At 64.2% G+C, this 25,702-nt stretch carries 24 protein-coding genes and 1 pseudogene; 15 read left to right on the top strand and 10 right to left on the bottom strand.

Going from position 1 to position 25,702, the window contains the following annotated elements; genetic code table 11:
* Nucleotides 1-8 precede the first annotated feature (8 nt).
* On the top strand, nt 9-1,160 hold the full coding sequence (locus tag P0R31_RS12845) for an AGE family epimerase/isomerase (protein WP_275514388.1): 1,152 nt from the start codon (nt 9-11) through the stop codon (nt 1,158-1,160).
* A gap of 12 nt (nt 1,161-1,172) precedes the next feature.
* Here P0R31_RS12845 and P0R31_RS12850 read toward each other — a convergent pair whose 3' ends face one another.
* The 6 genes from P0R31_RS12850 to P0R31_RS12875 form a co-directional block, all read right to left on the bottom strand.
* Nucleotides 1,173-2,012, bottom strand: coding sequence for an ABC transporter ATP-binding protein (locus tag P0R31_RS12850; RefSeq protein WP_275514389.1), 840 nt, complete (start codon nt 2,010-2,012; stop codon nt 1,173-1,175).
* Nucleotides 2,013-2,155: 143 nt separating this feature from the next.
* Nucleotides 2,156-3,439 (bottom strand): ABC transporter substrate-binding protein, encoded by a 1,284-nt coding sequence (locus tag P0R31_RS12855; RefSeq protein ID WP_275514390.1) that lies wholly within the window; start codon nt 3,437-3,439, stop codon nt 2,156-2,158.
* A gap of 44 nt (nt 3,440-3,483) precedes the next feature.
* The gene (locus tag P0R31_RS12860) at nt 3,484-4,557 is read right to left on the bottom strand and encodes a branched-chain amino acid ABC transporter permease (protein ID WP_275514391.1); all 1,074 of its coding nucleotides are present in this window, start codon (nt 4,555-4,557) and stop codon (nt 3,484-3,486) included.
* Nucleotides 4,558-4,560: 3 nt separating this feature from the next.
* Complete coding sequence (locus P0R31_RS12865; RefSeq protein WP_018643253.1) at nt 4,561-5,454, bottom strand: branched-chain amino acid ABC transporter permease; 894 nt, start codon at nt 5,452-5,454, stop codon at nt 4,561-4,563.
* Nucleotides 5,455-5,572: 118 nt separating this feature from the next.
* Nucleotides 5,573-7,504, bottom strand: coding sequence for a long-chain fatty acid--CoA ligase (locus P0R31_RS12870; RefSeq protein ID WP_275514392.1), 1,932 nt, complete (start codon nt 7,502-7,504; stop codon nt 5,573-5,575).
* Entirely contained in the window at nt 7,501-8,322 is an 822-nt protein-coding gene (locus P0R31_RS12875) for an ABC transporter ATP-binding protein (protein ID WP_275514393.1), read from the bottom strand. The genes P0R31_RS12870 and P0R31_RS12875 overlap by 4 nt, the downstream gene beginning before the upstream one ends.
* Before the next feature lie 334 nt (nt 8,323-8,656).
* Here P0R31_RS12875 and P0R31_RS12880 point away from each other — a divergent pair, with 334 nt between their 5' ends.
* The 4 genes from P0R31_RS12880 (at nt 8,657) to P0R31_RS12895 (ending at nt 10,758) form a co-directional block, all read left to right on the top strand.
* The gene (locus P0R31_RS12880; protein WP_036015705.1) at nt 8,657-9,337 is read left to right on the top strand and encodes a Crp/Fnr family transcriptional regulator; all 681 of its coding nucleotides are present in this window, start codon (nt 8,657-8,659) and stop codon (nt 9,335-9,337) included.
* 22 nt (nt 9,338-9,359) lie between these two features.
* Nucleotides 9,360-10,067 carry a helix-turn-helix domain-containing protein gene (locus P0R31_RS12885; protein ID WP_275514394.1) on the top strand — a complete coding sequence of 236 codons (708 nt, stop codon included), beginning with the start codon at nt 9,360-9,362 and terminating at the stop codon, nt 10,065-10,067.
* 61 nt (nt 10,068-10,128) lie between these two features.
* Nucleotides 10,129-10,347 carry a DUF4287 domain-containing protein gene (locus tag P0R31_RS12890; protein ID WP_036015710.1) on the top strand — a complete coding sequence of 73 codons (219 nt, stop codon included), beginning with the start codon at nt 10,129-10,131 and terminating at the stop codon, nt 10,345-10,347.
* Between the two features lie 3 nt (nt 10,348-10,350).
* A complete protein-coding gene (locus tag P0R31_RS12895; RefSeq protein ID WP_275514395.1) occupies nt 10,351-10,758 on the top strand; it encodes a DoxX family protein in 408 nt (135 codons plus the stop codon).
* A 19-nt stretch (nt 10,759-10,777) separates the two neighbouring features.
* Here P0R31_RS12895 and P0R31_RS12900 read toward each other — a convergent pair whose 3' ends face one another.
* The gene (locus tag P0R31_RS12900; RefSeq protein WP_275514396.1) at nt 10,778-12,040 is read right to left on the bottom strand and encodes an MFS transporter; all 1,263 of its coding nucleotides are present in this window, start codon (nt 12,038-12,040) and stop codon (nt 10,778-10,780) included.
* A gap of 124 nt (nt 12,041-12,164) precedes the next feature.
* Nucleotides 12,165-13,007, bottom strand: a complete 843-nt coding sequence (locus P0R31_RS12905; protein WP_275514397.1) for a uroporphyrinogen-III synthase — start codon at nt 13,005-13,007, stop codon at nt 12,165-12,167.
* A 141-nt stretch (nt 13,008-13,148) separates the two neighbouring features.
* On the opposite strand from P0R31_RS12905, the gene purU reads away from it, so the two are divergent.
* Nucleotides 13,149-14,012 (top strand): formyltetrahydrofolate deformylase, encoded by an 864-nt coding sequence (gene purU / locus P0R31_RS12910; protein ID WP_275514398.1) that lies wholly within the window; start codon nt 13,149-13,151, stop codon nt 14,010-14,012.
* A 63-nt stretch (nt 14,013-14,075) separates the two neighbouring features.
* Here purU and P0R31_RS12915 read toward each other — a convergent pair whose 3' ends face one another.
* A complete protein-coding gene (locus tag P0R31_RS12915; RefSeq protein WP_275514399.1) occupies nt 14,076-14,360 on the bottom strand; it encodes a hypothetical protein in 285 nt (94 codons plus the stop codon).
* A gap of 499 nt (nt 14,361-14,859) precedes the next feature.
* Here P0R31_RS12915 and P0R31_RS12920 point away from each other — a divergent pair, with 499 nt between their 5' ends.
* The 6 genes from P0R31_RS12920 to P0R31_RS12945 all read left to right on the top strand — a co-directional run bounded on the left by P0R31_RS12920 (nt 14,860) and on the right by P0R31_RS12945 (nt 20,715).
* Complete coding sequence (locus P0R31_RS12920; RefSeq protein WP_275514400.1) at nt 14,860-16,050, top strand: ABC transporter substrate-binding protein; 1,191 nt, start codon at nt 14,860-14,862, stop codon at nt 16,048-16,050.
* Nucleotides 16,051-16,209: 159 nt separating this feature from the next.
* A complete protein-coding gene (locus P0R31_RS12925; RefSeq protein ID WP_275514401.1) occupies nt 16,210-17,079 on the top strand; it encodes a branched-chain amino acid ABC transporter permease in 870 nt (289 codons plus the stop codon).
* Between the two features lie 8 nt (nt 17,080-17,087).
* Nucleotides 17,088-18,116, top strand: coding sequence for a branched-chain amino acid ABC transporter permease (locus P0R31_RS12930; RefSeq protein ID WP_275514402.1), 1,029 nt, complete (start codon nt 17,088-17,090; stop codon nt 18,114-18,116).
* Complete coding sequence (locus tag P0R31_RS12935; RefSeq protein WP_036043305.1) at nt 18,113-18,868, top strand: ABC transporter ATP-binding protein; 756 nt, start codon at nt 18,113-18,115, stop codon at nt 18,866-18,868. Before P0R31_RS12930 ends, P0R31_RS12935 begins: the two co-directional genes overlap by 4 nt.
* Entirely contained in the window at nt 18,861-19,577 is a 717-nt protein-coding gene (locus P0R31_RS12940) for an ABC transporter ATP-binding protein (protein WP_275514403.1), read from the top strand. The genes P0R31_RS12935 and P0R31_RS12940 overlap by 8 nt, the downstream gene beginning before the upstream one ends.
* 19 nt (nt 19,578-19,596) lie before the next feature.
* Nucleotides 19,597-20,715: a cobalamin-independent methionine synthase II family protein gene (locus P0R31_RS12945; protein ID WP_275514404.1), complete on the top strand. Its 1,119-nt coding sequence runs from the start codon at nt 19,597-19,599 to the stop codon at nt 20,713-20,715.
* Nucleotides 20,716-20,905: 190 nt separating this feature from the next.
* Here the strand turns inward: P0R31_RS12945 and P0R31_RS12950 are convergent.
* Nucleotides 20,906-21,316 (bottom strand): annotated as a pseudogene (locus P0R31_RS12950) (caspase family protein); the annotation flags it as partial.
* A 153-nt stretch (nt 21,317-21,469) separates the two neighbouring features.
* Between P0R31_RS12950 and P0R31_RS12955 the strand changes: the two are divergent.
* The 3 genes from P0R31_RS12955 to ahcY all read left to right on the top strand — a co-directional run bounded on the left by P0R31_RS12955 (nt 21,470) and on the right by ahcY (nt 25,624).
* Entirely contained in the window at nt 21,470-22,825 is a 1,356-nt protein-coding gene (locus P0R31_RS12955) for a hypothetical protein (protein WP_275514405.1), read from the top strand.
* A gap of 60 nt (nt 22,826-22,885) precedes the next feature.
* Nucleotides 22,886-24,082, top strand: a complete 1,197-nt coding sequence (gene metK / locus P0R31_RS12960) for a methionine adenosyltransferase (protein ID WP_275514406.1) — start codon at nt 22,886-22,888, stop codon at nt 24,080-24,082.
* A gap of 120 nt (nt 24,083-24,202) precedes the next feature.
* The gene (gene ahcY, locus P0R31_RS12965; protein ID WP_157285529.1) at nt 24,203-25,624 is read left to right on the top strand and encodes an adenosylhomocysteinase; all 1,422 of its coding nucleotides are present in this window, start codon (nt 24,203-24,205) and stop codon (nt 25,622-25,624) included.
* The last annotated feature ends 78 nt before the right edge of the window (nt 25,625-25,702 follow it).

A 25,702-nucleotide genomic window follows, 5' to 3' on the forward strand; every position in this document is an offset into this window, starting at 1 on the left:
GGGATCCGATGGCGGACGAAGGAATCATCGCGGCGGACGAGGCGTCGAACGTCGTTGCGCGCCTGAAGCGCCGTATGATCGACGAGGCGCTGCCGTTGTGGTCGACGGTCGGCTGGGATCACGCTGCGGGCGGCTTCATCGACAGGCTGCACCGCGACGGTGCGGCGGATGCGGCCGCGCCCCGGCGCGTGTTCGTGCAGGCCCGCCAGATCTGGTGCTACGCCAAGGCGGCACAGATGGGCTGGTATCCCGAGGGGCGCACGACTGCGTTGAAGGGGCTGGAGCACCTGCTGGCCAAAGCGAGGGCGCCCGATGGCCGGCCCGGCTATGTGCACCGGCTGACGCCGGACGGATCGGTGCTGGATGCCCGGCGTGATGCCTATGACCACGCCTTCATCCTGTTTGCGCTCGCCAGCGTCTATGCGCTCGACCAGGATGCGCAGGTCCGCGCCGAGATCGATGCGCTCCTCGCCTTCCTCGACGGCCACCTGCGCTCGCCGCATGGCGGCGTTCACGAAGGCCTCCCGGTCTCGCTGCCGCGCCGGCAGAACCCGCATATGCATCTGTTCGAGGCGATGATCGCGTGCTTCGAGGCGACGCATGATCTGTCGTTCCAGAACCGTGCCGGAGAATTCTTCGCATTGTTCCTCGCCAACCTCTACGACAAGCAGAAGCACGTATTGTCCGAGTATTTCGAGGAGGACTGGTCGAAGATCGAGCCGGTCAGCGTCGAGCCGGGCCACCAGGCGGAGTGGGTCTGGCTGCTGAAAGGTTTTGAACGGATTACAGGCTGCCCGACCGGTCAGCGTCGTGCGGAATTGCTGGAGACCTCGCTGCGCTATCGCGACGAGGCGACGGGCTGCCTCGTCGACGAGGGCGACGCAAGCGGCAACATCCGCCGCGGCACGCGCCGGCTGTGGCCGCAAACCGAGATCGCGAAGGCGTGGATCGCGCAGGCCGAATCCGGCGAGGCGGGTGCGGCGGACGAGGCGCGCGCGGCGCTGGTGCGGCTCGAACGGCATTATCTCAGCCATCCCGTCAAGGGCGGCTGGTACGACCAGTTCGATCGCGACGGCAAATCGCTGATCGACACCATTCCTGCGTCGTCGTTCTATCATGTTCTCTGCGCGGTCACGGAAGCCGAGCAGGTGCTCGGCTAGGCTCCTTGTGGATCACAGCCAGCGCTTGCGCCGCTTGAAGCTCTTGAGGTTCTTGAAGCTCTTGCGCTGGTCGCCGGCGCCGCCGAGGTAGAATTCCTTGACGTCCTCGTTGTCGCGCAATGCGTCGGCGCTGCCGTCGAGCACGACCTTGCCCTGCTCCATGATGTAGCCGTGGCTCGCCACGGAGAGCGCAGCGCGTGCATTCTGCTCGACCAGCAGGATGGTGACGCCGAGATCGCGGTTGATCTTCTGGATGATCGAGAACACCTCTTTCACCAGCAGCGGCGACAGGCCCATCGAAGGCTCGTCCATCAGGATCATCTTCGGGCGCGCCATCAGCGCGCGGCCGATTGCGAGCATCTGCTGCTCTCCGCCGGAGAGATAACCGGCAAGGCCGGTGCGCTCCTTGAGGCGCGGGAAATAGCTGAAGACCATGTCGAGGTCGGCGTCGACCTCGCGGTCCCGGCGCGTGAAGGCGCCGAGCTTGAGATTCTCGAGCGAGGTCATGTCGGCGACGATGCGCCGGCCTTCCATCACCTGGAAGATACCGCGGCGGACGATCTTGTCGGGATCGATGCCGTTGATCCGCTCGCCCTCGAACAGGATTTCGCCGCGCGTCACCTCGCCGTCCTCGGTCTTGAGCAGCCCCGAGATCGCCTTGAGCGTCGTCGACTTGCCGGCACCGTTGGCCCCGAGCAGCGCCACGATCGCGCCCTTGGGCACGTCGAGGCTGAGGCCGCGCAGCACCAGGATCACATCGTCATAGACGACCTCGATGTTGCGCACGGCGAGGAGGGGCGGCGTCGCGACAGCGGCGGGAGTTGAGCGGGTTGCTTCAATGGTTTGGGACATGCGTCTTCATTCTCCGCTGTCGTCACCCGCGAAGGCGGGCGACCCAGTATTCCAGAGGCGCCGGAGATTCCTCGAGAAGCTGCGGCGTACTGGATCCCCCGCCTTCGCGGGGGATGACAGTGTTCGTGTGGTAAGAGCCGGGCTCACCACCCCAGCAGTTCCGGCTTGCGCGGCAGCTCCACCGTCTTGACCTTCTCGAGCTTGATCGCGCCCTTGGCCATGAGATCGTTGAGGTCGCCATCGGTCGAGCCCGAGATCTTGGTGCGATAGAGATCCACTTTCAGCGTGCCGCGGTGGTCCTTCTCGGTCCAGGTGGAGGGATTGCAGACGCCTTCCATGCCCGACGGCACCCAGTCCTTCTTCTGGTGGAAGCCCTTGGCGACGTTCTCGCCGGTGGCGCCGCCGTTCTTTGCGGCCCAGTCGATCGCTTCCTTCATGTACATCGCCGAGCAGACGGCCGCGACGTAGTGCACGGGGCGATAGACCTTGCCGCTGGCGTCGGACATCTTCGAGATCTCCATCACCGTCTTCATGCCGGGCGCGTCGCCGCCCCAGCTCACCGCTGTCCGCAGCGGGAAGATCACGCCGTTTGCGGCATCGCCCGCGGTCTTGGCGGCGTTCTCGTCCATGCCCCAGACATTGCCGAGGAACTGGATGTCTACCCCGGCCGTCTTGCAGGCCTTCATCACCGAGATGTTGGAGGCGGCGGTGTTGCCGAGATAGGCGTAGTTCGCTCCGGACGATTTCAGGCTCAGGCACTGCGCGCTGTAGTCACCGGGCGTCAGAGCGAATATCAGCGGCGGCAGCACCTCGAAGCCGAGCTCCTGCGCCATGGCCTCGCCGGCGGCCTTCGGCGCGTTCGGATAGGGATGGTTGGCACCCATATGCACGAATTTGGGTTTGCCCGACTTGCCCTTGGCCTTCCAGTCCTCGGCCGCCCACATCAGCATCGCGCGCAGCGCGTCCGAATAGCTCGGGCCGTAGAAGAAATTGTAAGGAGCGGGCTTGGCCTTGCCGCTGACGCCTTCGGGATCGGTCAGCGCCGCGGCGTAGGAGCCGGACATGTCGGGAATCTTGTCCTGGGCGAGGAAGCCGGTCAGCGCTTCGGTGTCGGCGGTGCCCCAGCCCATGATCGCGGCGACCTTGTTGTCCGGTGCCGACCATTTCTTGTAGAGCGCGATCGCGCGGGGCACTTGGTAGCCGTAATCGTTGGTGTCGAGATTGACCTGCTTGCCGCCGATGCCGCCGTTCTTGTTGATCCAGGCGAAGGTGTCGGCGACGGCCTGCCCGAACGGGGTGCCGACGTCGGAGGTGCCGCCGGAATAGTCGGCGAGATGCCCGATCGCGATCTGCGCCTGCGCGCCTGCCGCGTATGCTGCGATCGTGATCGCGAGCGATGCGGTGCTCAAAAGGGACTTCATCTTCATGGGTCGGTTCCTCCTGTTTATTGTTAAAGTGAAGTTGCCTGTGCTCAATGCGAGAACGGGTAAAGTTTCCAGTACGCCTTGATCTGCCGCCAGCGATGCGCGAGCCCGTCAGGCTCGAACATCAGGAATGCGATGATGATCAGCCCGATCGCGATCTCGCGCAGGAAGGTGATGTTGTTGTTGAGCGACAGCGCCTTGTCGATAGCGCCGCCCTTGAGATAGTGGCTGACGAACTCCATCGCCTCGGGCAGCAGCACCACGAAGGCGGTGCCCATCAGCGTGCCCATGATCGAACCGGTGCCGCCGATGATGATCATGGCAAGGAACAGGATCGAGCGCTCGATGCCGAAACCTTCCTGGGAGACCACGAGCTGATAGTGCGCATAGAGCGCGCCCGCGATGCCGGCGAAGAATGCGGCTAGACCGAACGACAATGTGCGGTACTTGGTGAGGTTGATGCCCATGATCTCCGCGGAGAGATAGTGGTCGCGGATCGCCACCAGCGCGCGGCCGTCGCGCGTGCGCATCAGGTTGGTGACGAGGATGTAGCTCAAGAGCACATAGGCCAGCACGACGTAGAAATACTGCCGGTCGCCCCGCAGCGTGTAACCGAAGATCGAGAACGGCTCGGCGCTTACCGGCACCGAGCCGCCGGAGAACCATTCGGCGCGGGAGAAGAAGTCGAGCAGGATGTATTGCGCGGCCAGCGTCGCGATGACGAGGTAGAGTCCTTTCAGCCGCGCCGCGGGGATGCCGAAGACCAGTCCCACCAGCGCCGTCACGAGTCCCGCGAGCGGGATCGCGAAGAACACCGGGATCGGCGCATTGTTGGAGATGTAGGCCGAGGTGAAGGCGCCGAGCAGGAAGAAGGCCGCGTGTCCGATCGAGATCTGGCCGGTGAAGCCGACCAGGATGTTGAGGCCGAGCGCCGCGATCGAGAAGATGCCGATCTGGATCAAAATGCTGAGCCAGTAGCCGCTGAAGAGTTGCGGCGCGAGGCAGAGCAGCGCGACGCCCAGAATCGCGAAGTTGCGGCTGGTGGTGGTCGGGAAGATCGTGGTGTCCGCGGCGTAAGTGGTGCGGAAATCACCAGCGGGAATGAGGGCAGGGCCGGCCATGGATCAGATCCGCTCGATGTCGTGGGTGCCGAACAGGCCGTAGGGCTTGATCATCAGCACGATGATGAGAACGTAGAACGGCGCGATCTCGTAGAGATTGCCCCAGTGCAGATACTCGCTGTCGACATATTGGGCGACGTTCTCCAAAAGCCCGATGATGATGCCGCCGAGCACCGCGCCGCCGACGGAATCGAGCCCGCCGAGGATCGCCGCCGGAAACACCTTGATGCCGTAGGCAGCAAGGCCCGAGGACACGCCATTGACCACGGCGACGACGACGCCGGCGACCGCCGACACCGTCGCCGAGATCGCCCAGGCCATCGCGAACACGCTCTTGACGGAAATGCCGAGCGACTGCGCCACCTGCTGGTTGAACGCGGTGGCGCGCATCGCAAGGCCGTACTTCGAAGCGCGGAAGAACCAGGCCATGCCGATCATCATCGCGACCGACACCACGAGGCTCATGACGTAGACGGTCTGGATCTGCAGACCGAACAGGCTGACCGACTGGCTCTCGAACACGCGCGGGAACGGCTGCGGATTGACGCCGAACATCCATTTCAGCGTCGCCTGCAGCACGGTGGAGAGGCCGATCGTCACCATGATCACCGAGATGATGGGCTCGCCGATCATCGGCCGCAGGATCAGCACCTGCACCGCGATGCCGAACACGAACATGAACACCAGCGTGATCGGCATGCCGATCCAGAACGGCACCTGGTATTTCGCAAGCAAGGCCCAGCACACCCAGGCGCCGACCAGCAGCAGCTCGCCTTGCGCGAAGTTGACGACCTGCGTCGCCTTGTAGATCAGCACGAACGACATTGCGACCACGCCATAGAGCGTGCCGACCACGAGGCCGTTGACCAGGAGCTGGATGAGGAAGGCAGTGTTCATGTTGGGTGACTCAGCGCGTCATTACCGGGCTTGACCCGGCAATCCATCGATGCGGAAGGAAGACTGTTCGGAAGAGGATGGATGCGCGGGTCAAGCCCGCGCATGACGACAATCTGTATCACTCCGCAGCCTCCGCCATGTGCCCGTGCCCGCCGAGGTCCACCACCCGCAGCGACGTTCGCACCCGCTGCGTGGTGCCGTCCTGGAAGCGGATCACGGTGTCGACGGGGATGTCGGAATCGCCGCGGTAGATGGCGTCGATGATGCCGGCGTATTTCTCGTTGATGACGCCGCGGCGGACTTTCCTGGTCCGGGTGAGCTCGCCGTCGTCGGCGTCGAGCTCCTTGTAGAGCAGCAGGAAGCGCGAGATGCGCTGTGCCGGCGGCAGCGTGGCGTTGACGGTCTCGACCTCCTTCTGCAGCAGGGCGTAGACCTCCGGCCGTGAGGCGAGGTCGCTGTAGGTCGTGAAGGAGAGGCGGTTCTTTTCCGCCCATTTCGAGATGATGGAGTAGCGGATGCAGATCATCGCCGCGAGCGCGTCGCGGCCGGCCCCAAGCACCACGGCTTCGGCGATATAGGGCGAGAATTTCAGCTTGTTCTCGATGAATTGCGGCGAGAAGCGCTCGCCGCGGGAGGTCTCGGCGAGATCCTTGATGCGGTCGATCACGACGAGTTGGTGGTTGGCGTTGAAATAGCCGGCGTCGCCCGAGCACATCCAGCCGTCCTTGATGTCGGCGACGCTGGCCTCGGGGTTCTTGTAGTAGCCGAGGAACATGTTAGGGTGCCGCACGACGATCTCGCCGACGCCGTGGACGTCGGCATTGTCGATCCGGATCTCGACATTGTCGGCCATCGGCACACCCGTCGTATCGGGGTCGACCTTGCCCTCGGGATGCAGCGTATAGGCCCCTAGCAACTCAGTCTGGCCGTACAGGGTGCGCAGCGGCACGCCCATGGCCTGGAAGAATTTGAAGGTTTCGGGGCCGAGCGCCGCGCCGCCGGTCGCGGCCGAGCGCAACCGGGTGAAGCCGAGGCGATCGCGCAGCGCGCGGAACAGGATCGCGTCGGCAAAGCCCGAACGCTTGCCCTGTTCGAGCGCGGCAAGGCCCGACTTCATGCCGATGTCGAACAGGCGCTGCTTGAAGGGCGTCGCGTCCATCACCTTGGCACGGACGTCGGCGGCAATGGATTCCCAGACGCGGGGCGCGAACAGCACGAAGGTCGGGGCGATCTCGCGCAGATCGTTCATCATCGTGTCCGGCTCTTCGACGAAGTTGATCTTCATCCGGCAGAGCAGACCTTTGCCGAGCACGTAGACCTGCTCCATGATCCAGGGTAGCGGCAGCACCGAGACATATTCGTCATCGGGACCCTTGGGGTCGAAGGCGAGATAGGTCGCGCAATGGCCGAGCACGCGGCCGGCGGCGAGCATCGCGAGCTTCGGATGCGAGGTGGTGCCCGACGTCGTGCAGAGAATCGCGACATCCTCGCCCTCGGTGGCATCGACCAATCTGTCGTAGAGCTCCGGCTCGCGTGCGGCGCGGGCGCGGCCGAGCTCGGCGAACTTCTCCGCCGGCATCAGGCGCGGGTCGTCGTATTTCCGCATCCCGCGCGGATCGGAATAGATGATGTGCTTCAGCTTCGGCACGCGCTCGGCAAGGATAAGCAGCTTGTCGACCTGCTCCTCGTCCTCGGCGAAGACGAGCTGCGCCTCGCCATAGTTGAGGAGATAGGAAGCTTCCTCGTCCAGGACGTCGCGATAGAGCCCGAGGCTGAGGCCGCCAATCGCATGCGTCGCAACTTCTGCCGCGACCCAGTCGGGCCGGTTGTCGCCGATGATGCCGATGACATCACCGCGGCCCAGGCCGAGCTCGATGAGGCCGAGCGCGAAATCGCGCACGCGGGCCTGATAGTCGTTCCAGGTGAAGATGCGCCAGAGCCCGAGATCCTTCTCGCGCATTGCGATCTCGTTGCCGTGCTCCCTGGCATTGAGCCGGAGCATCTTCGGATAGGTGTCGGCCTGCGCGACGCGGCCCGCATAATCCATCATGCCGCGCTCTCCTGCGCCGGAGAGGCATCATCGGGATCGACCAGCACTTCGTCCTCTTCGCCGAGATAGGCACGCCTGACGTGCGGATCGGCGAGCACTGTCGCCGGATCGCCCTCGGCGATCTTCTTGCCGAAATCCAGCACCATGACGCGGTGGGAGATGTCCATCACCACGCCCATGTCGTGCTCGATCATCACCACCGTCATCCCGAACTCCTCGTTGAGATCGACGATGTAGCGGGCCATGTCCTCCTTCTCCTCGAAGTTCATGCCGGCCATGGGCTCGTCGAGTAGGATCAGGCGCGGCTCCAGCGCCATGGCGCGGGCGAGCTCCACGCGCTTGCGCAGGCCGTAGGAGAGGGTGCCGGCGGTGGCCTTACGCACCGACTGCAGATCGAGGAAGTCGATGATCTCTTCCACCTTGCGGCGGTGCTCGAGCTCCTCCTTGCGCGCGCCGGTGAGCCAGTACAGCGAGCCCGTGAGGAAATTGTTCCTCAGCAGGTGATGGCGGCCGACCATGATGTTGTCGAGCACGCTCATGTGGTGGAATAGCGCGAGATTCTGGAAGGTGCGGCCGATGCCGAGTGAGGCGCGGGCATTCGGCGTCAAGCCGGTGATGTCGCGGTCCTGATAGAACAGCTGGCCTTCGGTCGGCTTGTAGCGACCGGAAATACAGTTCACGATCGAGGTCTTGCCGGCGCCGTTGGGGCCGATGATCGAGAACAGCTCGCCTTCCCTGATGGCGAAGCTGACGTCGGTCAGCGCGCGGACGCCGCCGAATCGTAAGGACACGCCGCGCACTTCGAGACTGGTAGCCACCAAACGAATCCCTCCCGGTGATGGCGCTTGATTGGCGCTCTTCCGTTCCTGTCAGGCGATCCTAGTACGGTCGTGCCGGCCAGACCATGCAGCTATTGGTCTCGACCGGACCGGCGCCACCTTCGTTCCCGTGAGGGATCAAAAGCCGCATCGCCCGAGGTGGTCCTCAATAGGGGAAAGCGCTATTTTGAAATGTCTCCGGCCTGACAATTCTGCGACAAAGTTTGTCGGGCCGAGCGGGTCTTCATCTTTCGTCGGATGGATGGCCGAAGCGATTCTGTTGCAGTGCAACAGGAGCATGGGGTGACAGAACGGTGCGGCTGGCTTCGAGATCATGATTTCAGAGGATCATCTGAAGCGCATTGCCGCCTGGTCGCGTGAGCTCACACCAGCCGAGATCGAGGTTGCGCGCGCCGGAATCACGGAACGGTCCTACGGGACCGGCGAGAGCGTGTTCATGCGCGGTGATATCTTTGCCTATTGGGCCGGCATGGTGGGCGGCCTTGCCCGCATGGGCGGGGTCTCGCGCGACGGCAAGGAGACCAGCCTTGCCGGGCTGACGGCAGGGGCCTGGTTCGGCGAGGGCAGCGTGCTCAAGAACGAGCCGCGCCGCTACGATGTGGTCGCGCTGCGCGACAGCCGCATCGCGCTGATGGAACGCAGCGCCTTCATGTGGCTGTTCGAGAACAGCGTCGGATTCAACCGCTTCCTGGTGCGCCAGCTCAACGAGCGGCTGGGCCAGTTCATCGGCATGCTCGAGGTCAACCGCACGCTCGACGCCACCGCGCGCCTCGCCCGCAGCATCGCCTCGCTGTTCAACCCGATCCTCTATCCGGAATCGACCGCGCATCTGGAGATCACCCAGGAGGAGATCGGCGCGCTCTCCGGCATGTCCCGTCAGAATGCCAACCGCGCGCTGAACCGGCTGGAGAAGGAGGGGCTGCTGCGGCTGGAATATGGCGGGGTCACGATCCTCGATATCGCGCGGCTCGGGAGCTACGGGGAGGAACGATGATCTGCGCATTCCCGGTGCTTCCGTGCTCATAGAGTTCGACCATCGCGCGTCGGATTCGCCTTATGTCGAGCGGGTATGGCGCAGCCGGAGCCGGCGTGGCGGCTCGTTCCTGTCGATGGCCGAGGGAAATATCGAGCTGGTGGTCACCAGGCTCCCGGAGTTTTTGGCGGTGACGCTCCGAGGGCCGGTCACCCGCGGGACATTCGTCGAATGTCCCGCGAACGGCGAATGGCTCGCGATCCGGTTTCGGCTGGGAACCTACCTGCCGCAGATACCGACGAGCGCACTGATCGACCATCAAAACATGCAGTTGCCGGTGCTGCCCAACGGCCGTTTTCTGTTTTCGGGTCTGAGCTGGGACATTCCAGGCTACGACGATGCGGAAAGTCTCGTCGCTCGCATGGCGCACGCCGGTGTCATCGCACGCAGCCACGCGACCGATGCGGCGATCGACGGCGACGTCGACTGGATGAGCCGGCGTTCGGTTCAGCGCCACTTTCGCCGCGTTACGGGCATGACGTTCAGCAGCCATCAGCAGATCCAGCGGGCGCGTCGCGCCGCGGCCTTGCTGGTGAGCGGCAGCTCCGTTCTCGACGCGACATCGGGCGCCGGCTATTTCGATCAGGCCCATCTTACCCGCTCGGTCAGGCAACTGATCGGCATGACGCCTGCGCGCCTCTCGCGCGAGCGGCCGCAATTGTCGTTTTCATACAAGACGACCACGTCCTGACCGCAATATGCCTGGATCGCTCCGGCCGCGCTGGTGGAGCGAACATCGGAGGAACGCTGCGGTGAGTTTCAAGGCCTATCTCGACAATATCCAGGCCAAGACCGGCAAGAGCCCGGACCAATTTCGCAAATGGGGCAAGGACCGGGGTTTTTCGACCGGGGCGGGATTGGCGGCCGGCGTGAAAGCGGGTGCCATCGTGGCCGCGCTCAAGGACGAGTTCGGCCTTGGCCACGGCCATGCGATGGCCATCGTCGCCCTTCTCAAGGGGAAGGCGTCGTAGGTGATGACGATGTCCAAGTCGAGACATGTGGCCGGCTGGGTCATGAGCGGGCTCGTGATTGCCTTTATGCTGTTTGATGCCGGGATGAAGCTCGTCCCGCTGGACGTCGTGATCAACGCGACCGCCGAGCTCGGCTATCCCCCGTCGGCCGATCTGGCGCGCGCGCTGGGCGTGGTGGCGCTGGCCTGCACCGCGCTCTACGCCCTCCCGCGAACGGCCGTGCTCGGTGCGATCCTGCTGACCGCCTATATGGGCGGCACCGTGGCGGTTCACTTGCGGGTCGGCAACCCGCTCTTCAGCCATATGCTTTTCGGCGTCTATCTTGCTGGTCTTGCCTGGGGCGGTCTCTATTTGCGCGATTGGCGGGTGGCGGCGTTGCTTCCGCTAAGATCGCCGCCGGTGGAGGTCTGACGTCGTTGCGGGGACGCCGTCATCGCGCATTGGCCGGCGCGTGCACCGGCCACAGGTCGGCGCGCCAGCGGATCGCGATTGCCAGCATCGCCACGAATCCTGCGCCGGCATAGAGCGAGCCCGTCGCGGAATAGCCGATGACGTCGATCAGGCTGCCGGCCGCGAGCAGTCCGATCGGCAGGCCATAGATCACCATCATGCGCACGCCCATGACACGGCCGCGCAGATGTGCGCTCGCAGTGCGCATCAGGATGACGGCAGCCGAGATCATCGACATGCTCTGGGCGATGCCGGCGAGGACGAGGCAGGCCATCGCCACCGGCATCGTCCTGACCTCGACGAACACCAGCAGCATGGCGTACCAGGCCAGCGTTGCGCCGATCAGAAGCCGGGCAATGCGTACGCCGCTGACCAGGCTGAGCGTGATGGAGCCGATCAGCGAGCCGACGGCGAAGCTCGCCGAGAGATATCCGAGGCCGGTCTGGTCGGTGTGAAAGATCTCCCGCGCGATGTAGGGCAACAATCCGCCCGTGAAAGGAAATGCGGTGAGATTCGCCAGAAAAGCGACGCACAGCGCCGCGCGCATTGCCGGACCGTTCCAGGCATAGACGATCCCCTCTTTGAGGTCGCCAAGCAGCCGCGTAACGGTGTGGCTGCTTGCGGTAAGATCGCTCGTGGTGACGGTCCTTTTCGGCCGGGTCAGGCAGAGCATGAGAAGCGCTGCCGTGAAGTAAAGGCAGGCGATCGCCACATAAACGAGGCCGATACCGAGCACGGCGAACAGCCCGGCCCCCGTCAACGCTCCGGCAATGCGCGCGCTGTCCTGGGTCGTGCGCGCAACGCTGATGGCGCCCACCAGCTGCTCGGCCGGCATGATATCGGCGAGCAGCGCGCCGCGAACGCCGAGATCGGAGGGGCGGATCAAGCCCATGATCGTGACGATGATCATGACGCTCAGCGGCGACAGATGACCGCTCAGCGCCAGGACCATGATGGTCGACGACAGCGCCGTATAGGCAAGGCGCATGACGACCAGAAGATCGCGATGGCCGATCCGGTCGCCGATCATGCCGAACACGGGCGCGACCAATGTTCCGACGAACTGGAGTGAAGCCAGCACCGTGAGCAGGAGCACCGAGCCGGTCTCGACGATGACGTACCAGCCGAGCACCAGCGTCTCGACCTCGAAGGCCCAGGAGGTGAGCAGATCGGACGGCCACTGGAAGCGGTAGTTGCGGATGCGGAATGGCGCGAGCGCCGAAGGTCGTGCAGTGGCGCTCACAACGCGATGACGCGTGTCACGGCGATTTCCTTAACCTTGTTGTTTCTTCTTGCTGTGGCGCAACCTAACGCTGGCGATGCCGGTGTCAATCGCAGCCGCCGCAGGCCGCCCCCGCGCTCGGCTCTTACCTCGCTGCGCTGGCCGCTTTCCTGTCGGCCAACGCACTTGCCATGGCCGAGATCAGAGGACGCATGAAATAGGCTTCGTCGGCGGGCGAGACGTCGGTGCGCAAGCCATGGGCTGCGAGCTCGCCGGAAACGGCCGGGCCGACCGATGCGATCAGCGTGCGTTCGAGACCTGTGCGCAGCTTCGTCTCGCTGCCACGCGCCTTGGCAACCTCGATCAGCCGGCGGACCTGGCCGAGATTGGTCAGCGCGATCGAGTCGACGCGTCCCTCCGCCATGTCGTCAATGGCGGCGACGATGTTGGCATCGGCAGCCTTGGAATCGTAGACGTAGGGCAGCACCGTATCGACGGCGGCGCCTTGCGCGGCCAGCGCGCCGGTCAGCGCGCTGTGATCCTTGTCGGGATAGAGCTGGAGACCGAGGCGCCGCCCCTTCAGGTCGAGCCTGGCCAGCATCTCGATCACGCCTTCGGTGGTCGGCTTCTCCGTGGTCTGCTGCGTCTCGAGGCCGATCTCGCGCAGCGCCTTGCCCGGCTTCGGGCCGCGGGTGAACTTGCGCGCCTGGGCGAGCGCCGCGACAAGGGCAGCGTCGAGCCCGCGGGCGCGGGCGAGCTTCATGATGCGGCGCAGGCCTTCGCCGGTCATCAGCACGAGATCGTCGAAGGGCTTGTCGATGGCACGGCGGATCCAGGCCTCGACTGGAGCCGGATCCGGCGCATCATGGATGGTGAACATCGGGCATTGCACGACCTCGGCGCCTTGCTCGGCCAGAAGCTTGGAAAACTGCGCCTCCTCGCGCGTTTCCAGGATCAGGATGCGGTAGCCGTTCAAGCGGTCGGCCATGGCTGTGCTCCGTTGAGAATTCGCAATTGTCCGTTCATCCTGACTCCGCAGCTGGGATTGGCGCAAGGGCGGGTCGGTGCTAGAGCAGGGCGCAATCCGCTGGATCGTTCCGCTGCACAAACCTTCATCAAGAGCCGAGCCTTGCCCGACCATCAATACGTCCTGACCCTGTCCTGTCCGGATCGCCCAGGCATCGTCTCGGCGGTCTCGACGTTTCTCGCTCATAACGGACAGAACATCCTCGACGCCCAGCAGTTCGACGACGTCGAGACCAAGAAGTTCTTCATGCGGGTGGTGTTCACAGCGGCCGATCTTGCCGTGGAACTCGCGGCATTGCAGACCGGCTTCGCCGCGATCGCCGAGCGTTTCGGCATGGAATGGCAGATGCGCGACCGCGCTGCGCATCGCAAGGTGATGCTGCTGGTGTCGAAGTCCGATCACTGCCTGGTCGACATCCTCTATCGCTGGCGAACCGGCGAATTGCCGATGATTCCGACCGCGATCGTCTCCAACCACCCACGCGAGGTCTATGCCGGGCTCGATTTCGGCGGCATCCCCTTCCACCATTTGCCCGTCACCAAGGAGACCAAGCGCGAGCAGGAGACACAGATCATGGATCTCGTCGGCAAGACGAAGACCGATCTGGTGGTGCTCGCCCGCTACATGCAGATCCTGTCCGACGATCTCTCGGCAAGGCTGTCAGGGCGCTGCATCAACATCCACCACTCGTTCCTGCCGGGTTTCAAGGGCGCCAAGCCCTATCACCAAGCCCATGAGCGCGGCGTCAAGCTGATCGGCGCCACCGCGCATTACGTCACGCGCGATCTCGACGAGGGCCCGATCATCGACCAGGACGTCGAGCGCATCAGCCATCGCGACACGCCGGAAGATCTGGTCCGGAAAGGCCGGGACATCGAGCGCCGCGTGCTGGCACGGGCCATCCGCTACCATCTCGACGACCGCGTCATCCTCAACGGCCTCAAGACGGTGGTGTTCGTGGATTAGCGAGTGGGGAGTAGCGAATGGAAGAGGGATATATTCGCCACTGCCTATTCGCCATTCGCTTCCTCAGCGCCCCGCGCCAGCCGATGTCGTCCCCGCTGCACCCTTCTGCGCCTGCTCTTCCTTCTCGCGATCCGCGGCCGGCAGCAGACGCTTGCGTTCGCGCTCCTTCATGTAGGCGTCGTATTGCGGCGTGCCCGGTCGCGGCGGAGCATCGGCGGGCAGGCCGCCGGCCCATTGCGGGACGTAATCGCCCATGCCGGCGGAGAGTTTTTCGTTAACCGTCCCGCAGCCGGACAGCCCCGCGGCGAGCGCAACGAGGACGAGGACGGAACGAAGAGTCTTGGGCATGGTGTACGCGTTCGGTGATTGGACGCCAGTTCGCCAGGAAGAAGCGTAGCCTTCAACAAGGTAAAATAGACTTATTCGAGGTAGGTAATTTGTTACCGAGTTGCGCCCGAGTGAGGCGCGTGGATGTACAGATTCTGCAAAAGAAAGGCGAAATCCTCCATGCACGCGATCCTTCGCATTTCTGGACTTGATGCGAGGCTCGCGACAACATGGCTTGGTCCGCGGGCAGGGGTTTTCGTTGACAAGTCCATTTTGTTTGTACATTCGTACAAATGAAGGCGGTGCTCGAGCTACTCCGATGCGGTGGCACCGCGTCCAGTCGATCGGTCTTCTGGACACTCGGGCTGTGCCGAAGGGCCGCCGAACGTCCGATTGACAAGCAAGGCGCGAAAGACGCCCATGTGGCGCTGCCAGGGCACTTGCGGCAGCTAAGGTGAAGGCAAGGGCCGGGCACTCGGTCCAGGGCACAAGAGTCAGGAATGAAGGGGAGGGACATCAGATGTTCGAACGCAAACAACTGTCGCATAAGGCGACTTGGGCCGCCGCGGTTGCGGCCATTGCAGGCCTTGCCGGCCTCGCGCCTGCGAAGGCCCAGGACAGCGTCAAGATCGGGCTGATCCTGCCGATGACCGGCGGCCAGGCCTCGACCGGCAAGCAGATCGAGAACGCGATCAAGCTCTACATGCAGCAGAAGGGCGACACTGTCGCCGGCAAGAAGATCGAGATCATCGTCAAGGACGACGCCGCGATCCCGGACAAGACCAAGACCGCCGCTCAGGAGCTGATCGTCAACGACAAGGTCAATTTCATCGCCGGCTTCGGCGTGACGCCGGCCGCGCTCGCCGCCGCGCCGCTGGCCACCCAGGCCAAGATTCCGGAAGTCGTGATGGCGGCCGGCACCTCCATCATCACCGAGCGCTCGCCCTATATCGTGCGCACCAGCTTCACGCTGGCGCAGTCCTCGACCATCATCGGCGATTGGGCGGTGAAGAACGGCATCAAGAAGGTCGCGACGCTGACTTCGGACTACGCGCCGGGCAACGACGCGCTCAACTTCTTCAAGCAGCATTTCACGGCCGGCGGCGGTGAGGTGGTGGAAGAGGTCAAGGTGCCGCTACAGAACCCCGACTTCGCCCCGTTCCTGCAGCGCATGAAGGACGCAAAGCCGGATGCGATCTTCGTGTTCGTGCCGGCGGGCCAGGGCGGCAACTTCATGAAGCAATATGCCGAGCGTGGCCTCGACAAGGCCGGCATCAAGGTGATCGGGCCGGGCGACGTCACCGACGACGATCTGCTCAACAACATGGGCGACGCCGTGCTCGGCACGGTCACCGCGCATCTCTATTCCGCGGCGCACCCCTCGCAGATGAACAAGGATTTCGTCGCGGCCTACAAGAAGGCCTTCGGCAACCGTCCGGGCTTCATGGCCGTGGGCGGCTATGACGGCATTCACCTGATCTACGAGGCGCTGAAGAAGACAGGTGGCGACACCAACGGCGACAAGCTGATCGAGGCCATGAAGGGCCAGAAGTGGGAGAGCCCGCGCGGTCCGATCTCGATCGACCCCGAGACCCGCGACATCGTGCAGAACATCTACATCCGCAAGGTCGAGAAAGTGGATGGCGAACTCTACAACGTCGAGTTCGCGACCTTCGAGGCCGTCAAGGATCTCGGCAAGACCAAGAAGTGACGCGCAAAAGCGCGTCATCCCCGAGCGCGCTTAGCGCGCATCGGGGACCCTTTGCTCCGCGTCATGCCCGGGCCTGACCCGGGCATCCAAGCGGAAGCCTAGACAAGAACGTGGATGGCCGGGACAAGCCCGGCCATGACGGACAACCCAGGCTGAGACATGACCGCAATCCTTACCAACCTGTTCGATGGCGTCGCTTACGGCATGCTGCTGTTCGTGCTCGCCTGCGGGCTCGCGGTCACGCTCGGCCTGATGAACTTCGTCAATCTCGCCCACGGCGCCTTCGCGATGGCGGGGGGCTATATCTGCATGGTGCTGGTCAACCGGATGGGTTGGCCGTTCTTCGCCGCCCTGCCGCTCGCTTTCGTCTCCTCGGCCGTAATCGGCATCGCGCTCGAACGGACGCTGTACCGTCATCTCTACGCCCGCAGCCATCTCGACCAGGTGCTGTTCACGATAGGCCTGACCTTCATGTCGGTGGCAGTCGTCGATTATATCCAGGGATCCTCGCGGGTCTTCATCAATTTGCCCGCCGCGCTCCAAGGCCAGTTCGATCTGTTCGGAGTCGGTATCGGCCGCTACCGGCTGATGATCATCGTGATCTGCGGCCTGCTGACCATCGCGCTTCAAATGGTGCTGGCGAAGACGCGTTTCGGCAGCCGCCTGCGGGCGGCGGTCGATGACCCCCGCGCCGCGAGCGGTCTCGGCATCAACGTGCCGCAGGTATTCGCCTTCACCTTTGCCTTCGGTTGCGGGCTCGCCGGCCTCGGCGGCGCGCTCAGCGCCGAGATCCTCGGCCTCGACCCGTATTTCCCGCTGAAGTTCATGATCTACTTCCTGATCGTGGTCACCGTCGGCGGCTCGTCCTCGATAACTGGCCCGTTCCTCGCCTCGCTGCTGCTCGGCATCGGCGACGTCGCCGGCAAGTATTACGTGCCGAAGATGGGCCCCTTCGTGATCTACACCATGATGATCGTGATCCTGATCTGGCGCCCGAACGGCCTGTTCGGCCGCACGGCCGCGCGTTGAGTTCGCCGATGAGCGCTGCTTCTGACGTCGGCTTCCATGCCCAGCGCCAGGCGCGCTGGCACTACGGCGAAATCGCCTTCTGGCTGATCGTGCTGGCCTGCGGTTTCGCATTTCCGTCGCGCTATCTGATCATGACCGACATCCTGCGCCTTGCGCTGTTCGCGATGTCGCTCGATCTCATCCTCGGCTATGCCGGCATCGTTTCGCTGGGCCATGCCGCCTTCTTCGGCGTCGGCGCCTATGCTGCGGGGCTGCTGGCGCTGCACGGCATCGTCAAGGAGCCCGTGCTGGCGCTGATCGTCGCCGGCCTTGCCGCCATGGTGCTCGGCTTTGCCACCAGCTTTCTGGTGATCCGCGGCGTCGACCTGACGCGCCTGATGGTGACGCTCGGCATTGCGTTGCTGCTGGAAGCGCTCGCCGAGCGCTTCTCCAACATCACCGGTGGGACCGACGGCCTGCAGGGCATCGAGATGCAGCCGATCTTCGGCGAGATCCCGTTCGACATGTTCGGCAAGGCCGGCTTCTTCTATTCGCTGGCCGTGTTGTTCCTGCTGTTCCTGTTCGCCCGCCGCGTCGTGCATTCCCCGTTCGGCCTGTCGTTGCGCGCCATCAAGAACAATCCCCTCCGCGCCGCCGCCATTGGCATTCCGGTCAACCGTCGCCTGATCGCGATCTATACGCTGGCCGCGTTCTATGCCGGCATTGCGGGCGCGCTGTTCACCCAGACGACCGCGATTGCCTCGCTGGACGTGTTTTCCATGGAACGCTCCGCCGACCTGATGCTGGTGCTGGTCATGGGCGGCACCGGCTATCTCTACGGCGGGCTGATCGGCGCGGTGATCTTCCGCATGCTCCAGGAATTGTTCTCGACCATCACGCCGCAATACTGGCAGTTCTGGATCGGCCTCGTGCTGGTCGTGATCGTGCTGGTCGGCCGCCAGCGCCTGCATCGCTGGGTGCTGTATGTGCCGAACCTGATCATCAGGCGGATTGCGGGGCGCAAGGCGATCGTTGCCGTGCCGGAGAGCGATTCATGACCATCGCGCTCGAAACCCAAAATCTCGAGAAGCAGTTCGGCGGCCTGCGCGTCACCCGCGATCTGTCTTTGAAGGTCGAGCAGGGCGCCCGCCACGCGCTGATCGGCCCGAACGGTGCCGGCAAGACCACGGTCATCAACCAGCTCACCGGCGTGCTGAAGCCGAACGCAGGCCGCATCCTGCTCGAAGGTCAGGACATCACCGATCTACCGGTGCACAAGCGCGTGCTGCGCGGACTGTCGCGCACGTTCCAGATCAACCAGCTCTATCCGGACCTGACTCCCCTGGAGACCATCGGGCTCGCGGTCTCCGAGCGCCTCGGCCATGGCGGCGACTGGTGGCGACGGATGGGCACGCGCAGTGACGTCAATGGCGAGACCGCCGATCTGCTCTCCCGCTTCCATCTGCTCGACGTCATGAACGAAGAGACCGTGACGCTGCCCTACGGCAAGCAGCGCCTGCTCGAGATCGCGGTGGCCATTGCGGCTAAGCCGCGCGTGCTGCTGCTCGACGAGCCCGCCGCCGGCGTGCCCGAGAGCGAGCGCCACGACATTCTCGCCGTCGTGGGCAGCCTGCCGCGGGACGTCACCGTGCTCCTGATCGAGCACGACATGGACCTCGTGTTCTCCTTTGCTGATCGCATCTCGGTGCTGGTCTCGGGCGCGCTGCTGACCGAAGGCCCGCCCGAAGAGGTCGCGCGCGATCCGCAGGTGAAGGCGGTCTATCTCGGCGAGGAGGCGGTCGATGTCTGACCTGCTCGCGATCGATTCGCTTCGCGCCGGCTACGGCGAGGCGGTGGTGCTGCCGAAGATGACGCTCCGTCTCGCCGAAGGACAGGTGCTGGCGCTGCTCGGGCGCAACGGCACCGGCAAGACCACGCTGATCAACTCCATCGTCGGCGTCACGCGTCGCTTCGCAGGCTCCATTGCGCTGGCCGGCACTGATGTCACGGCGATGCGGCCCGACCAGCGGGCGCGCGCCGGCATCGGCTGGGTGCCGCAGGAGCGCAACATCTTCCGCTCGTTGACGGTGGAAGAGAACATGACCGCGGTGGCGCAGCCCGGTCCCTGGACGGTCGAGAAGGTCTACGAGATGTTCCCGCGGCTGAAGGAGCGGCGGAGCAATTTCGGCAACCAGCTCTCCGGCGGCGAGCAGCAGATGCTGGCGATCGGTCGCGCGCTCACCCTCAACCCGAAGGTCCTGCTTCTGGACGAGCCGACCGAGGGCCTTGCGCCCATCGTCGTCGAGGAACTCTTGAAGGCGATCGGGACCATCACCCGGTCCGGAGGTATCTGCTCGATCATCGTCGAACAGAATGCCCAAAAGATTCTGGGGCTCGCCGACCGCGTTGTGATATTGGAGCGCGGAACGATCGTCCACGACGCTCCGAGCGCCGCACTGAAGACCGATCCCTCTGTCCTGGAACGCCATCTCGGCGTCGCCAGGGCGAGCGCCCACTAAGATGTCCAGGGAGTGACACATGCAGCGAACCAAAGCCCCCTTCCGCGCCGACGAGGTTGGCAGCCTCCTGCGTCCGCCCAAGATCAAGGAAGCCCGCAGCCGGCTGGAGAAGGGCGAGATCTCGGCCGATGATCTGCGCAAGATCGAGGACATGGAGATCGAGAAGGTCGTGCACAAGCAGGCCTCGATCGGGCTGAAGCTCGCGACCGACGGCGAATTCCGCCGCTCCTGGTGGCATTTCGATTTCCTGGCCAAGCTCACGGGCTGCGAGCTGTTTCACCCCGACACCGGCATCCAGTTCACGGGCGTGCAGACCCGTCACGATGCGGTCCGCGTCATCGGCAAGCTCGACTTTCCCGACAGCCACCCGATGCTGGACCACTTCCGCTTCCTGAAGAAGGTCGCCGACCAGGCCCACGTCACCGCCAAGATGACGATCCCTTCGCCTGCGGTGCTCCACTTCCGCGGCGGGCGCAAGTCGATCTCCAAGGACGTCTATCCCGATCTCGATGCCTTCTACGAAGATCTCGGCAAGACCTACCGCAAGGCCGTGAAGGCGTTCTACGACGCTGGCTGCCGCTATCTCCAGTTCGACGATACTGTCTGGGCCTATCTCTGCTCGCAGGACGAATTGCAGAAGGCGCGCGAGCGCGGCGATAACCCGGATGGCCTGCAGCAGATCTATGCCCGCGTCATCAACTACGCGCTGGCGGAGAAGCCGGCCGACATGGTGGTGACGACCCACGTCTGCCGCGGCAATTTCCGCTCGACCTGGATTTCTTCGGGCGGCTACGAGCCGGTGGCCGAGACCATGCTCGCCGGCACCAATTACGACGGCTACTTCCTGGAGTACGACAGCGACCGCGCCGGCGGCTTCGAGCCGCTGCGCTTCCTGCCCAAGGGCAACAAGGTCGTCGTGGTCGGCGTCATCACCTCGAAGTTCGGCGAGCTCGAGAAGAAGGACGACATCAAGCGCCGCCTGGAAGAAGCCGCCAAGTTCGCGCCCTTGGAGCAGCTCGCACTGTCGCCGCAATGCGGCTTTGCCTCGACGGAAGAGGGCAACATCCTCTCCGAGGAGGAGCAATGGGCCAAGCTCAGCCTCGCGGTCGAGATCGCGAAGGAAGTGTGGGGCAATTGAGGGCCCACAACTGGCAGAGCTCGTGTCCCGGACGCGCAGCAACGCTCTTAGCGTTGCTGCGCAGATCCGGGACCCACCCTGCTACGCCTGCCGCGGGGTGGGTGTGGACCCCGGCTCTGCAGCGCACCGCTGAAGAAGCGCTACGCTGCGTCCGGGGCACGAGAGAACTTCACTTCTCCGCCAGATAGACCTCACCCAGCAGCGACGAGTTCTGGAACGAGAACGCCGATTTCGGATCGGCCTTGATCGCCATGTCGTAGTCGGCGATCGCGATGTCGTCGCGCTCGTCGTAATAGGCCGGGCCGCGGAGGTTATAGACCGCCTGGCTCGGCTGCAGCCGGACCGCGTCCGTCGCTTCAGTGATGACCTTGGTGTAATCGCCTTTCTTGTTCCAGCCAACCGCGCGTCAGAAATAGACGGTGGCGAGTTGCTCGCCCTTGAAGACCTTCCGCGCGATGATCTTGGTGCAGGGGGCGGCCATCTTGTCCGCCGGCGTGGTCTCGGTGGTGCAGAGCGGGCCGAGCTGGTTGCGCGGCTGCGCCACCGCCGGCGCGACCAGTCCGCGAGCAGAGAGGCAGAGCGTGTCGAGGAGGCGGCGCATGGTCTCATGCGAGGAGGGGCGCTCGTTTGTTGCCCGGCCAGCCGCAGGGGGCAGCTCTCCGGGCGCACAAAGGCCCCGCATCCGCTATTCCCTGAGTGGGCAGAATTTGCTAAGACGCAAGTCCCAATCCGTCTGCCCACCGATTTCCCACTCATGAAGAACGACGAAATCCTGAGCCAGATCACCGACTTCTGCCGCAAGGCGGACATGGCGGAATCGACGTTCGGCCGGCGTGCGGTGAACGATGGGAAGCTGGTGCACCGCCTGCGCGAGGGAAAGCGCATCACCATCGACACGCTGGAGCGGATCCAGGCCTATATGGCGGCGTCGATGGCCGGCGGCGTGCCGCCGCCGCGGGGGCTTCAGGTGCCGCCCGAGAAGCGCGATCCGCGCGGCAATTTCCGCTTCTTCGAGAACCGCCAGAAATACCTGCTGTTCGTCCACACCTGCAGCGAAAAGCGGGTGATCGCCGACCGCGTCGCGCTGGAGCTTGCCTCGATCCATCCGCGCCCGCCGGCGCTGCGCCTGTTCGACGCCGGCGTCGGCGACGGCACGGTGCTGGCGCGGGTGCTGCGCGCCACGCACCAGCGCTTTCCGCACATGCCGTTCTACGTCGCGGGCAAGGAGCTCAGCCTGGAGGATTTGCGCCTGACGCTGGAGAAGGTGCCGGACCGCATTTTCGAGCACCCGGCATCGGTGTTCGTGTTCACCAACATGTTCTACGCGGAGGCGCCCTGGCTGACCCCAGCATCGCCTGCTGCAGCCGCTGCCACCGTCTGGCACGAGGTGCCGCTCCGCGGCGCTTCGTCGGGCGAGTTCGAGCAGCAGATCGCGGAGCTGAGGCCGTTTCTGGAGCAGAACTGGCGCGCTGCGATCAGCCCGCGCACGGCCATGCCGCTCTACGAGCGGCCTGTCGTTCTCGTGCTCTATCGCGACGACCACAGGTTCCTGCTGGATTCGACCATTCCGCGGCCGGGCCAGACTGAGGCCAATTTTGACCTCGTCATCGCATCCCAGCCCTACCGGGCCCTGTCATCGGTCAATTTCCGGGCCAAGCGGATCATTGCACCTCTGGCGCGGGCGCTGCGGCCGGGCGGCAGGCTGATCGGTATCCACTCCCATGGGCAGGATCCGGGCATGGAAATGATCCAGGCGATCTGGCCGGGAGAAAATCCTTTCTCAGTCAGCCGTCATGAGCTACTGCGTGCCGTTAAGTATGAACTTGGATCGGTGGGCCGCGACTTAAATTTTAATGCATATGCGGACAATCGTTCGATCTTCAGGTATGATATGGAAGCGCTGCCCAACGAGGTCACCGGCACCATCGGAACCTCGACGGCCTTTGCAGCGTGGAATGCGGCGGTGTATGTCGCTCAGATTGAGGACGACCGATTGGCGGAAATGACTCAAAACGGCCGCACTCTGGATGCCGCCAGGGATGTGCTGCGGAAGTACAACGGGCTCTGGTTTCTCGACGAATCCTACGTCATCTCGCGCCGGCGTGATTGACATCATCAAAAGTAAACATCGCAAACGCCCGCCGGCTGGCGGCGGAACAAGGGGTTACTGATGCGCGCGTCCTATCTCTTCACCAGCGAGTCCGTGTCCGAGGGCCATCCGGACAAGGTCTGTGACCGGATCTCCGATGAGATCGTCGACCTGTTCTACCGTGAAGGGCCGAAGGCGGGCATCGACCCCTGGCAAATCCGCGCCGCCTGCGAGACGCTCGCGACCACCAACAAGGTGGTGATCGCCGGCGAGACCCGCGGCCCGAAGTCGGTGACCAACGAGCAGATCGAGGGCGTCGTCCGCGGTGCGATCAAGGACATCGGCTACGAGCAGGAAGGCTTCCACTGGAAGACCTGCGACATCGAGATCCTCCTGCACCCGCAATCGGCCGACATCGCCCAGGGCGTCGACGCGCTGCAGCCGGGCGAAGTCAAGGAAGAAGGCGCGGGCGACCAGGGCATCATGTTCGGCTACGCCACCAACGAGACGCCCGATCTGATGCCGGCGCCGATCTTCTACGCCCACAAGATCCTGCGCCTGATCTCGGAAGCCCGCCACTCCGGCAAGGAGAAGGTGCTGGGGCCGGACTCCAAGAGCCAGGTCACCGTGCAGTACGAGAACGGCAAGCCGGTCGGCGTGCGCGAGATCGTCGTCTCGCACCAGCATCTGGTTCCCGACCTCACCTCGAACCAGGTTCGCGAGATCGTCGAGCCCTATGTGCGCGAGGCGCTGCCGAAGGACTGGATCACCGCGAAGACGATCTGGCACATCAACCCCACCGGCAAGTTCTACATCGGTGGTCCCGACGGCGATTCTGGCCTGACCGGCCGCAAGATCATCGTCGACACCTATGGCGGTGCGGCCCCGCATGGCGGCGGCGCGTTCTCCGGCAAAGATCCGACCAAGGTCGACCGCTCCGCGGCCTATGCTGCGCGCTACGTCGCCAAGAACATCGTCGCCGCCGGTCTTGCCGACCGCTGCACGCTGCAGCTCGCCTACGCCATCGGCGTGGCGCGCCCGCTGTCGATCTACATCGACACCCACGGCACCGGTAAGGTTTCGGAAGACCAGCTTGAGAAGGCCGCGGCGAAGGCGATGGACCTCACCCCGCGCGGCATCCGCAGCCATCTCGACCTCAACCGGCCGATCTACGCGCGCACCTCGGCCTACGGCCATTTCGGCCGTACGCCCGACAACGAGGGCGGCTTCTCATGGGAGAAGACCGACCTCGTCGAGCAGCTCAAGCGCGCGCTCTAGCTCTCTTGCGTCATTCCGGGGCGCCGCGACGGCGGCGAACCCGGAATCTCGAACTTTCCGGATTCCGGGTTTGCTCGACGAGCGCCCCGGAATGGCGAGCCAAACAACAGGAACCCCCAAATGAACGCGAAGCCCGGCTTCACCGATTACATCGTCAAGGACATTTCGCTCGCCGATTTCGGCCGCAAGGAGCTCTCGCTGGCCGAGACCGAGATGCCCGGCCTGATGGCTACCCGCGAGGAGTACGGCCCGAAGCAGCCGCTGAAGGGCGCGCGCATCGCCGGCTCGCTGCACATGACGATCCAGACCGGCGTGTTGATCGAGACGCTCGCCGCGCTCGGCGCCGACATCCGCTGGGTCTCCTGCAACATCTATTCGACGCAGGATCACGCTGCCGCTGCGATCGCCGCCGCCGGCATTCCCGTCTTCGCCGTCAAGGGCGAGACGCTGACCGAGTACTGGGACTACACCGCCAAGCTGTTCGACTGGCACGGCGGCGGTCACCCGAACATGATCCTCGATGACGGCGGTGACGCCACCATGTATGTCCATCTCGGTCTGCGCGCCGAGAACGGCGACACCGCCTTCCTCGACAAGCCCGGCTCCGAGGAAGAGGAAGTGTTCTTCGCGCTTCTGAAGAAGCAGCTCAAGGAAAAGCCGAAGGGCTACTTCGCCGGGATCGCCAACAGCATCAAGGGCGTTTCCGAGGAGACCACGACGGGCGTGCATCGTCTCTATGACATGCAGAAGGCAGGCACGCTGCTGTGGCCGGCCATCAACGTCAACGACAGCGTCACCAAGTCGAAGTTCGACAACCTCTATGGTTGCCGTGAATCGCTGGTCGACGGCATCCGCCGCGGCACCGACGTGATGCTGTCGGGCAAGGTCGCGATGGTCGCCGGCTTCGGCGACGTCGGCAAGGGCTCGGCCGCCTCGCTGCGCCAGGCCGGCTGCCGCGTCATGGTCTCCGAGGTCGATCCGATCTGCGCGCTGCAGGCGGCGATGGAAGGCTACGAGGTCGTGACCATGGAAGACGCCGCGCCGCGGGCCGACATCTTCGTCACCGCCACCGGCAACAAGGACATCATCACCATCGAGCACATGCGCGCGATGAAGGATCGCGCCATCGTCTGCAACATCGGCCACTTCGACAACGAGATCCAGATCGCGTCTCTGCGCAATCTGAAGTGGACCAACATCAAGCCGCAGGTCGACGAGATCGAGTTCCCCGACAAGCACCGCATCATCCTGCTGTCGGAGGGCCGCCTCGTGAACCTCGGCAACGCGATGGGCCATCCGTCCTTCGTGATGTCGGCATCCTTCACCAACCAGACGCTGGCGCAGATCGAGCTGTTCGCCAACAACAAGGACGGCAAGTACGAGAAGAAGGTCTACGTGCTGCCCAAGACGCTCGACGAGAAGGTCGCCCGCCTGCACCTCTCCAAGATCGGCGTCAAACTCACCGAGCTCCGCAAGGACCAGGCGGACTATATCGGCGTGAAACCGGAAGGCCCGTACAAGAGCGATCATTACCGGTATTGATCCGCCGGTCGACCAACCATCGACGCAAAGCCCCGGAGCGATCCGGGGCTTTGTTGTTTTGGGGCATGGAATTCAACT

Origin of the sequence: Bradyrhizobium yuanmingense (assembly GCF_029167105.1) — a bacterium.
In the GTDB taxonomy this organism is placed as follows: Bacteria; Pseudomonadota; Alphaproteobacteria; order Rhizobiales; family Xanthobacteraceae; genus Bradyrhizobium; species Bradyrhizobium yuanmingense_A.

What these genes read in the sequence shown, in the direction of transcription:
- P0R31_RS12845 (WP_275514388.1), top strand. Translation starts at nt 9, where the DNA reads ATGGCGGACGAAGGAATCATCGCGGCGGACGAGGCGTCGAACGTCGTT.
- P0R31_RS12850 (WP_275514389.1), bottom strand. Translation starts at nt 2,012, where the DNA reads ATGTCCCAAACCATTGAAGCAACCCGCTCAACTCCCGCCGCTGTCGCG.
- P0R31_RS12855 (WP_275514390.1), bottom strand. Translation starts at nt 3,439, where the DNA reads ATGAAGATGAAGTCCCTTTTGAGCACCGCATCGCTCGCGATCACGATC.
- P0R31_RS12860 (WP_275514391.1), bottom strand. Translation starts at nt 4,557, where the DNA reads ATGGCCGGCCCTGCCCTCATTCCCGCTGGTGATTTCCGCACCACTTAC.
- P0R31_RS12865 (WP_018643253.1), bottom strand. Translation starts at nt 5,454, where the DNA reads ATGAACACTGCCTTCCTCATCCAGCTCCTGGTCAACGGCCTCGTGGTC.
- P0R31_RS12870 (WP_275514392.1), bottom strand. Translation starts at nt 7,504, where the DNA reads ATGATGGATTATGCGGGCCGCGTCGCGCAGGCCGACACCTATCCGAAG.
- P0R31_RS12880 (WP_036015705.1), top strand. Translation starts at nt 8,657, where the DNA reads ATGATTTCAGAGGATCATCTGAAGCGCATTGCCGCCTGGTCGCGTGAG.
- P0R31_RS12895 (WP_275514395.1), top strand. Translation starts at nt 10,351, where the DNA reads ATGACGATGTCCAAGTCGAGACATGTGGCCGGCTGGGTCATGAGCGGG.
- P0R31_RS12905 (WP_275514397.1), bottom strand. Translation starts at nt 13,007, where the DNA reads ATGGCCGACCGCTTGAACGGCTACCGCATCCTGATCCTGGAAACGCGC.
- P0R31_RS12915 (WP_275514399.1), bottom strand. Translation starts at nt 14,360, where the DNA reads ATGCCCAAGACTCTTCGTTCCGTCCTCGTCCTCGTTGCGCTCGCCGCG.
- P0R31_RS12920 (WP_275514400.1), top strand. Translation starts at nt 14,860, where the DNA reads ATGTTCGAACGCAAACAACTGTCGCATAAGGCGACTTGGGCCGCCGCG.
- P0R31_RS12925 (WP_275514401.1), top strand. Translation starts at nt 16,210, where the DNA reads ATGACCGCAATCCTTACCAACCTGTTCGATGGCGTCGCTTACGGCATG.
- P0R31_RS12930 (WP_275514402.1), top strand. Translation starts at nt 17,088, where the DNA reads ATGAGCGCTGCTTCTGACGTCGGCTTCCATGCCCAGCGCCAGGCGCGC.
- P0R31_RS12935 (WP_036043305.1), top strand. Translation starts at nt 18,113, where the DNA reads ATGACCATCGCGCTCGAAACCCAAAATCTCGAGAAGCAGTTCGGCGGC.
- P0R31_RS12940 (WP_275514403.1), top strand. Translation starts at nt 18,861, where the DNA reads ATGTCTGACCTGCTCGCGATCGATTCGCTTCGCGCCGGCTACGGCGAG.
- P0R31_RS12945 (WP_275514404.1), top strand. Translation starts at nt 19,597, where the DNA reads ATGCAGCGAACCAAAGCCCCCTTCCGCGCCGACGAGGTTGGCAGCCTC.
- P0R31_RS12955 (WP_275514405.1), top strand. Translation starts at nt 21,470, where the DNA reads ATGAAGAACGACGAAATCCTGAGCCAGATCACCGACTTCTGCCGCAAG.
- metK (WP_275514406.1), top strand. Translation starts at nt 22,886, where the DNA reads ATGCGCGCGTCCTATCTCTTCACCAGCGAGTCCGTGTCCGAGGGCCAT.
- ahcY (WP_157285529.1), top strand. Translation starts at nt 24,203, where the DNA reads ATGAACGCGAAGCCCGGCTTCACCGATTACATCGTCAAGGACATTTCG.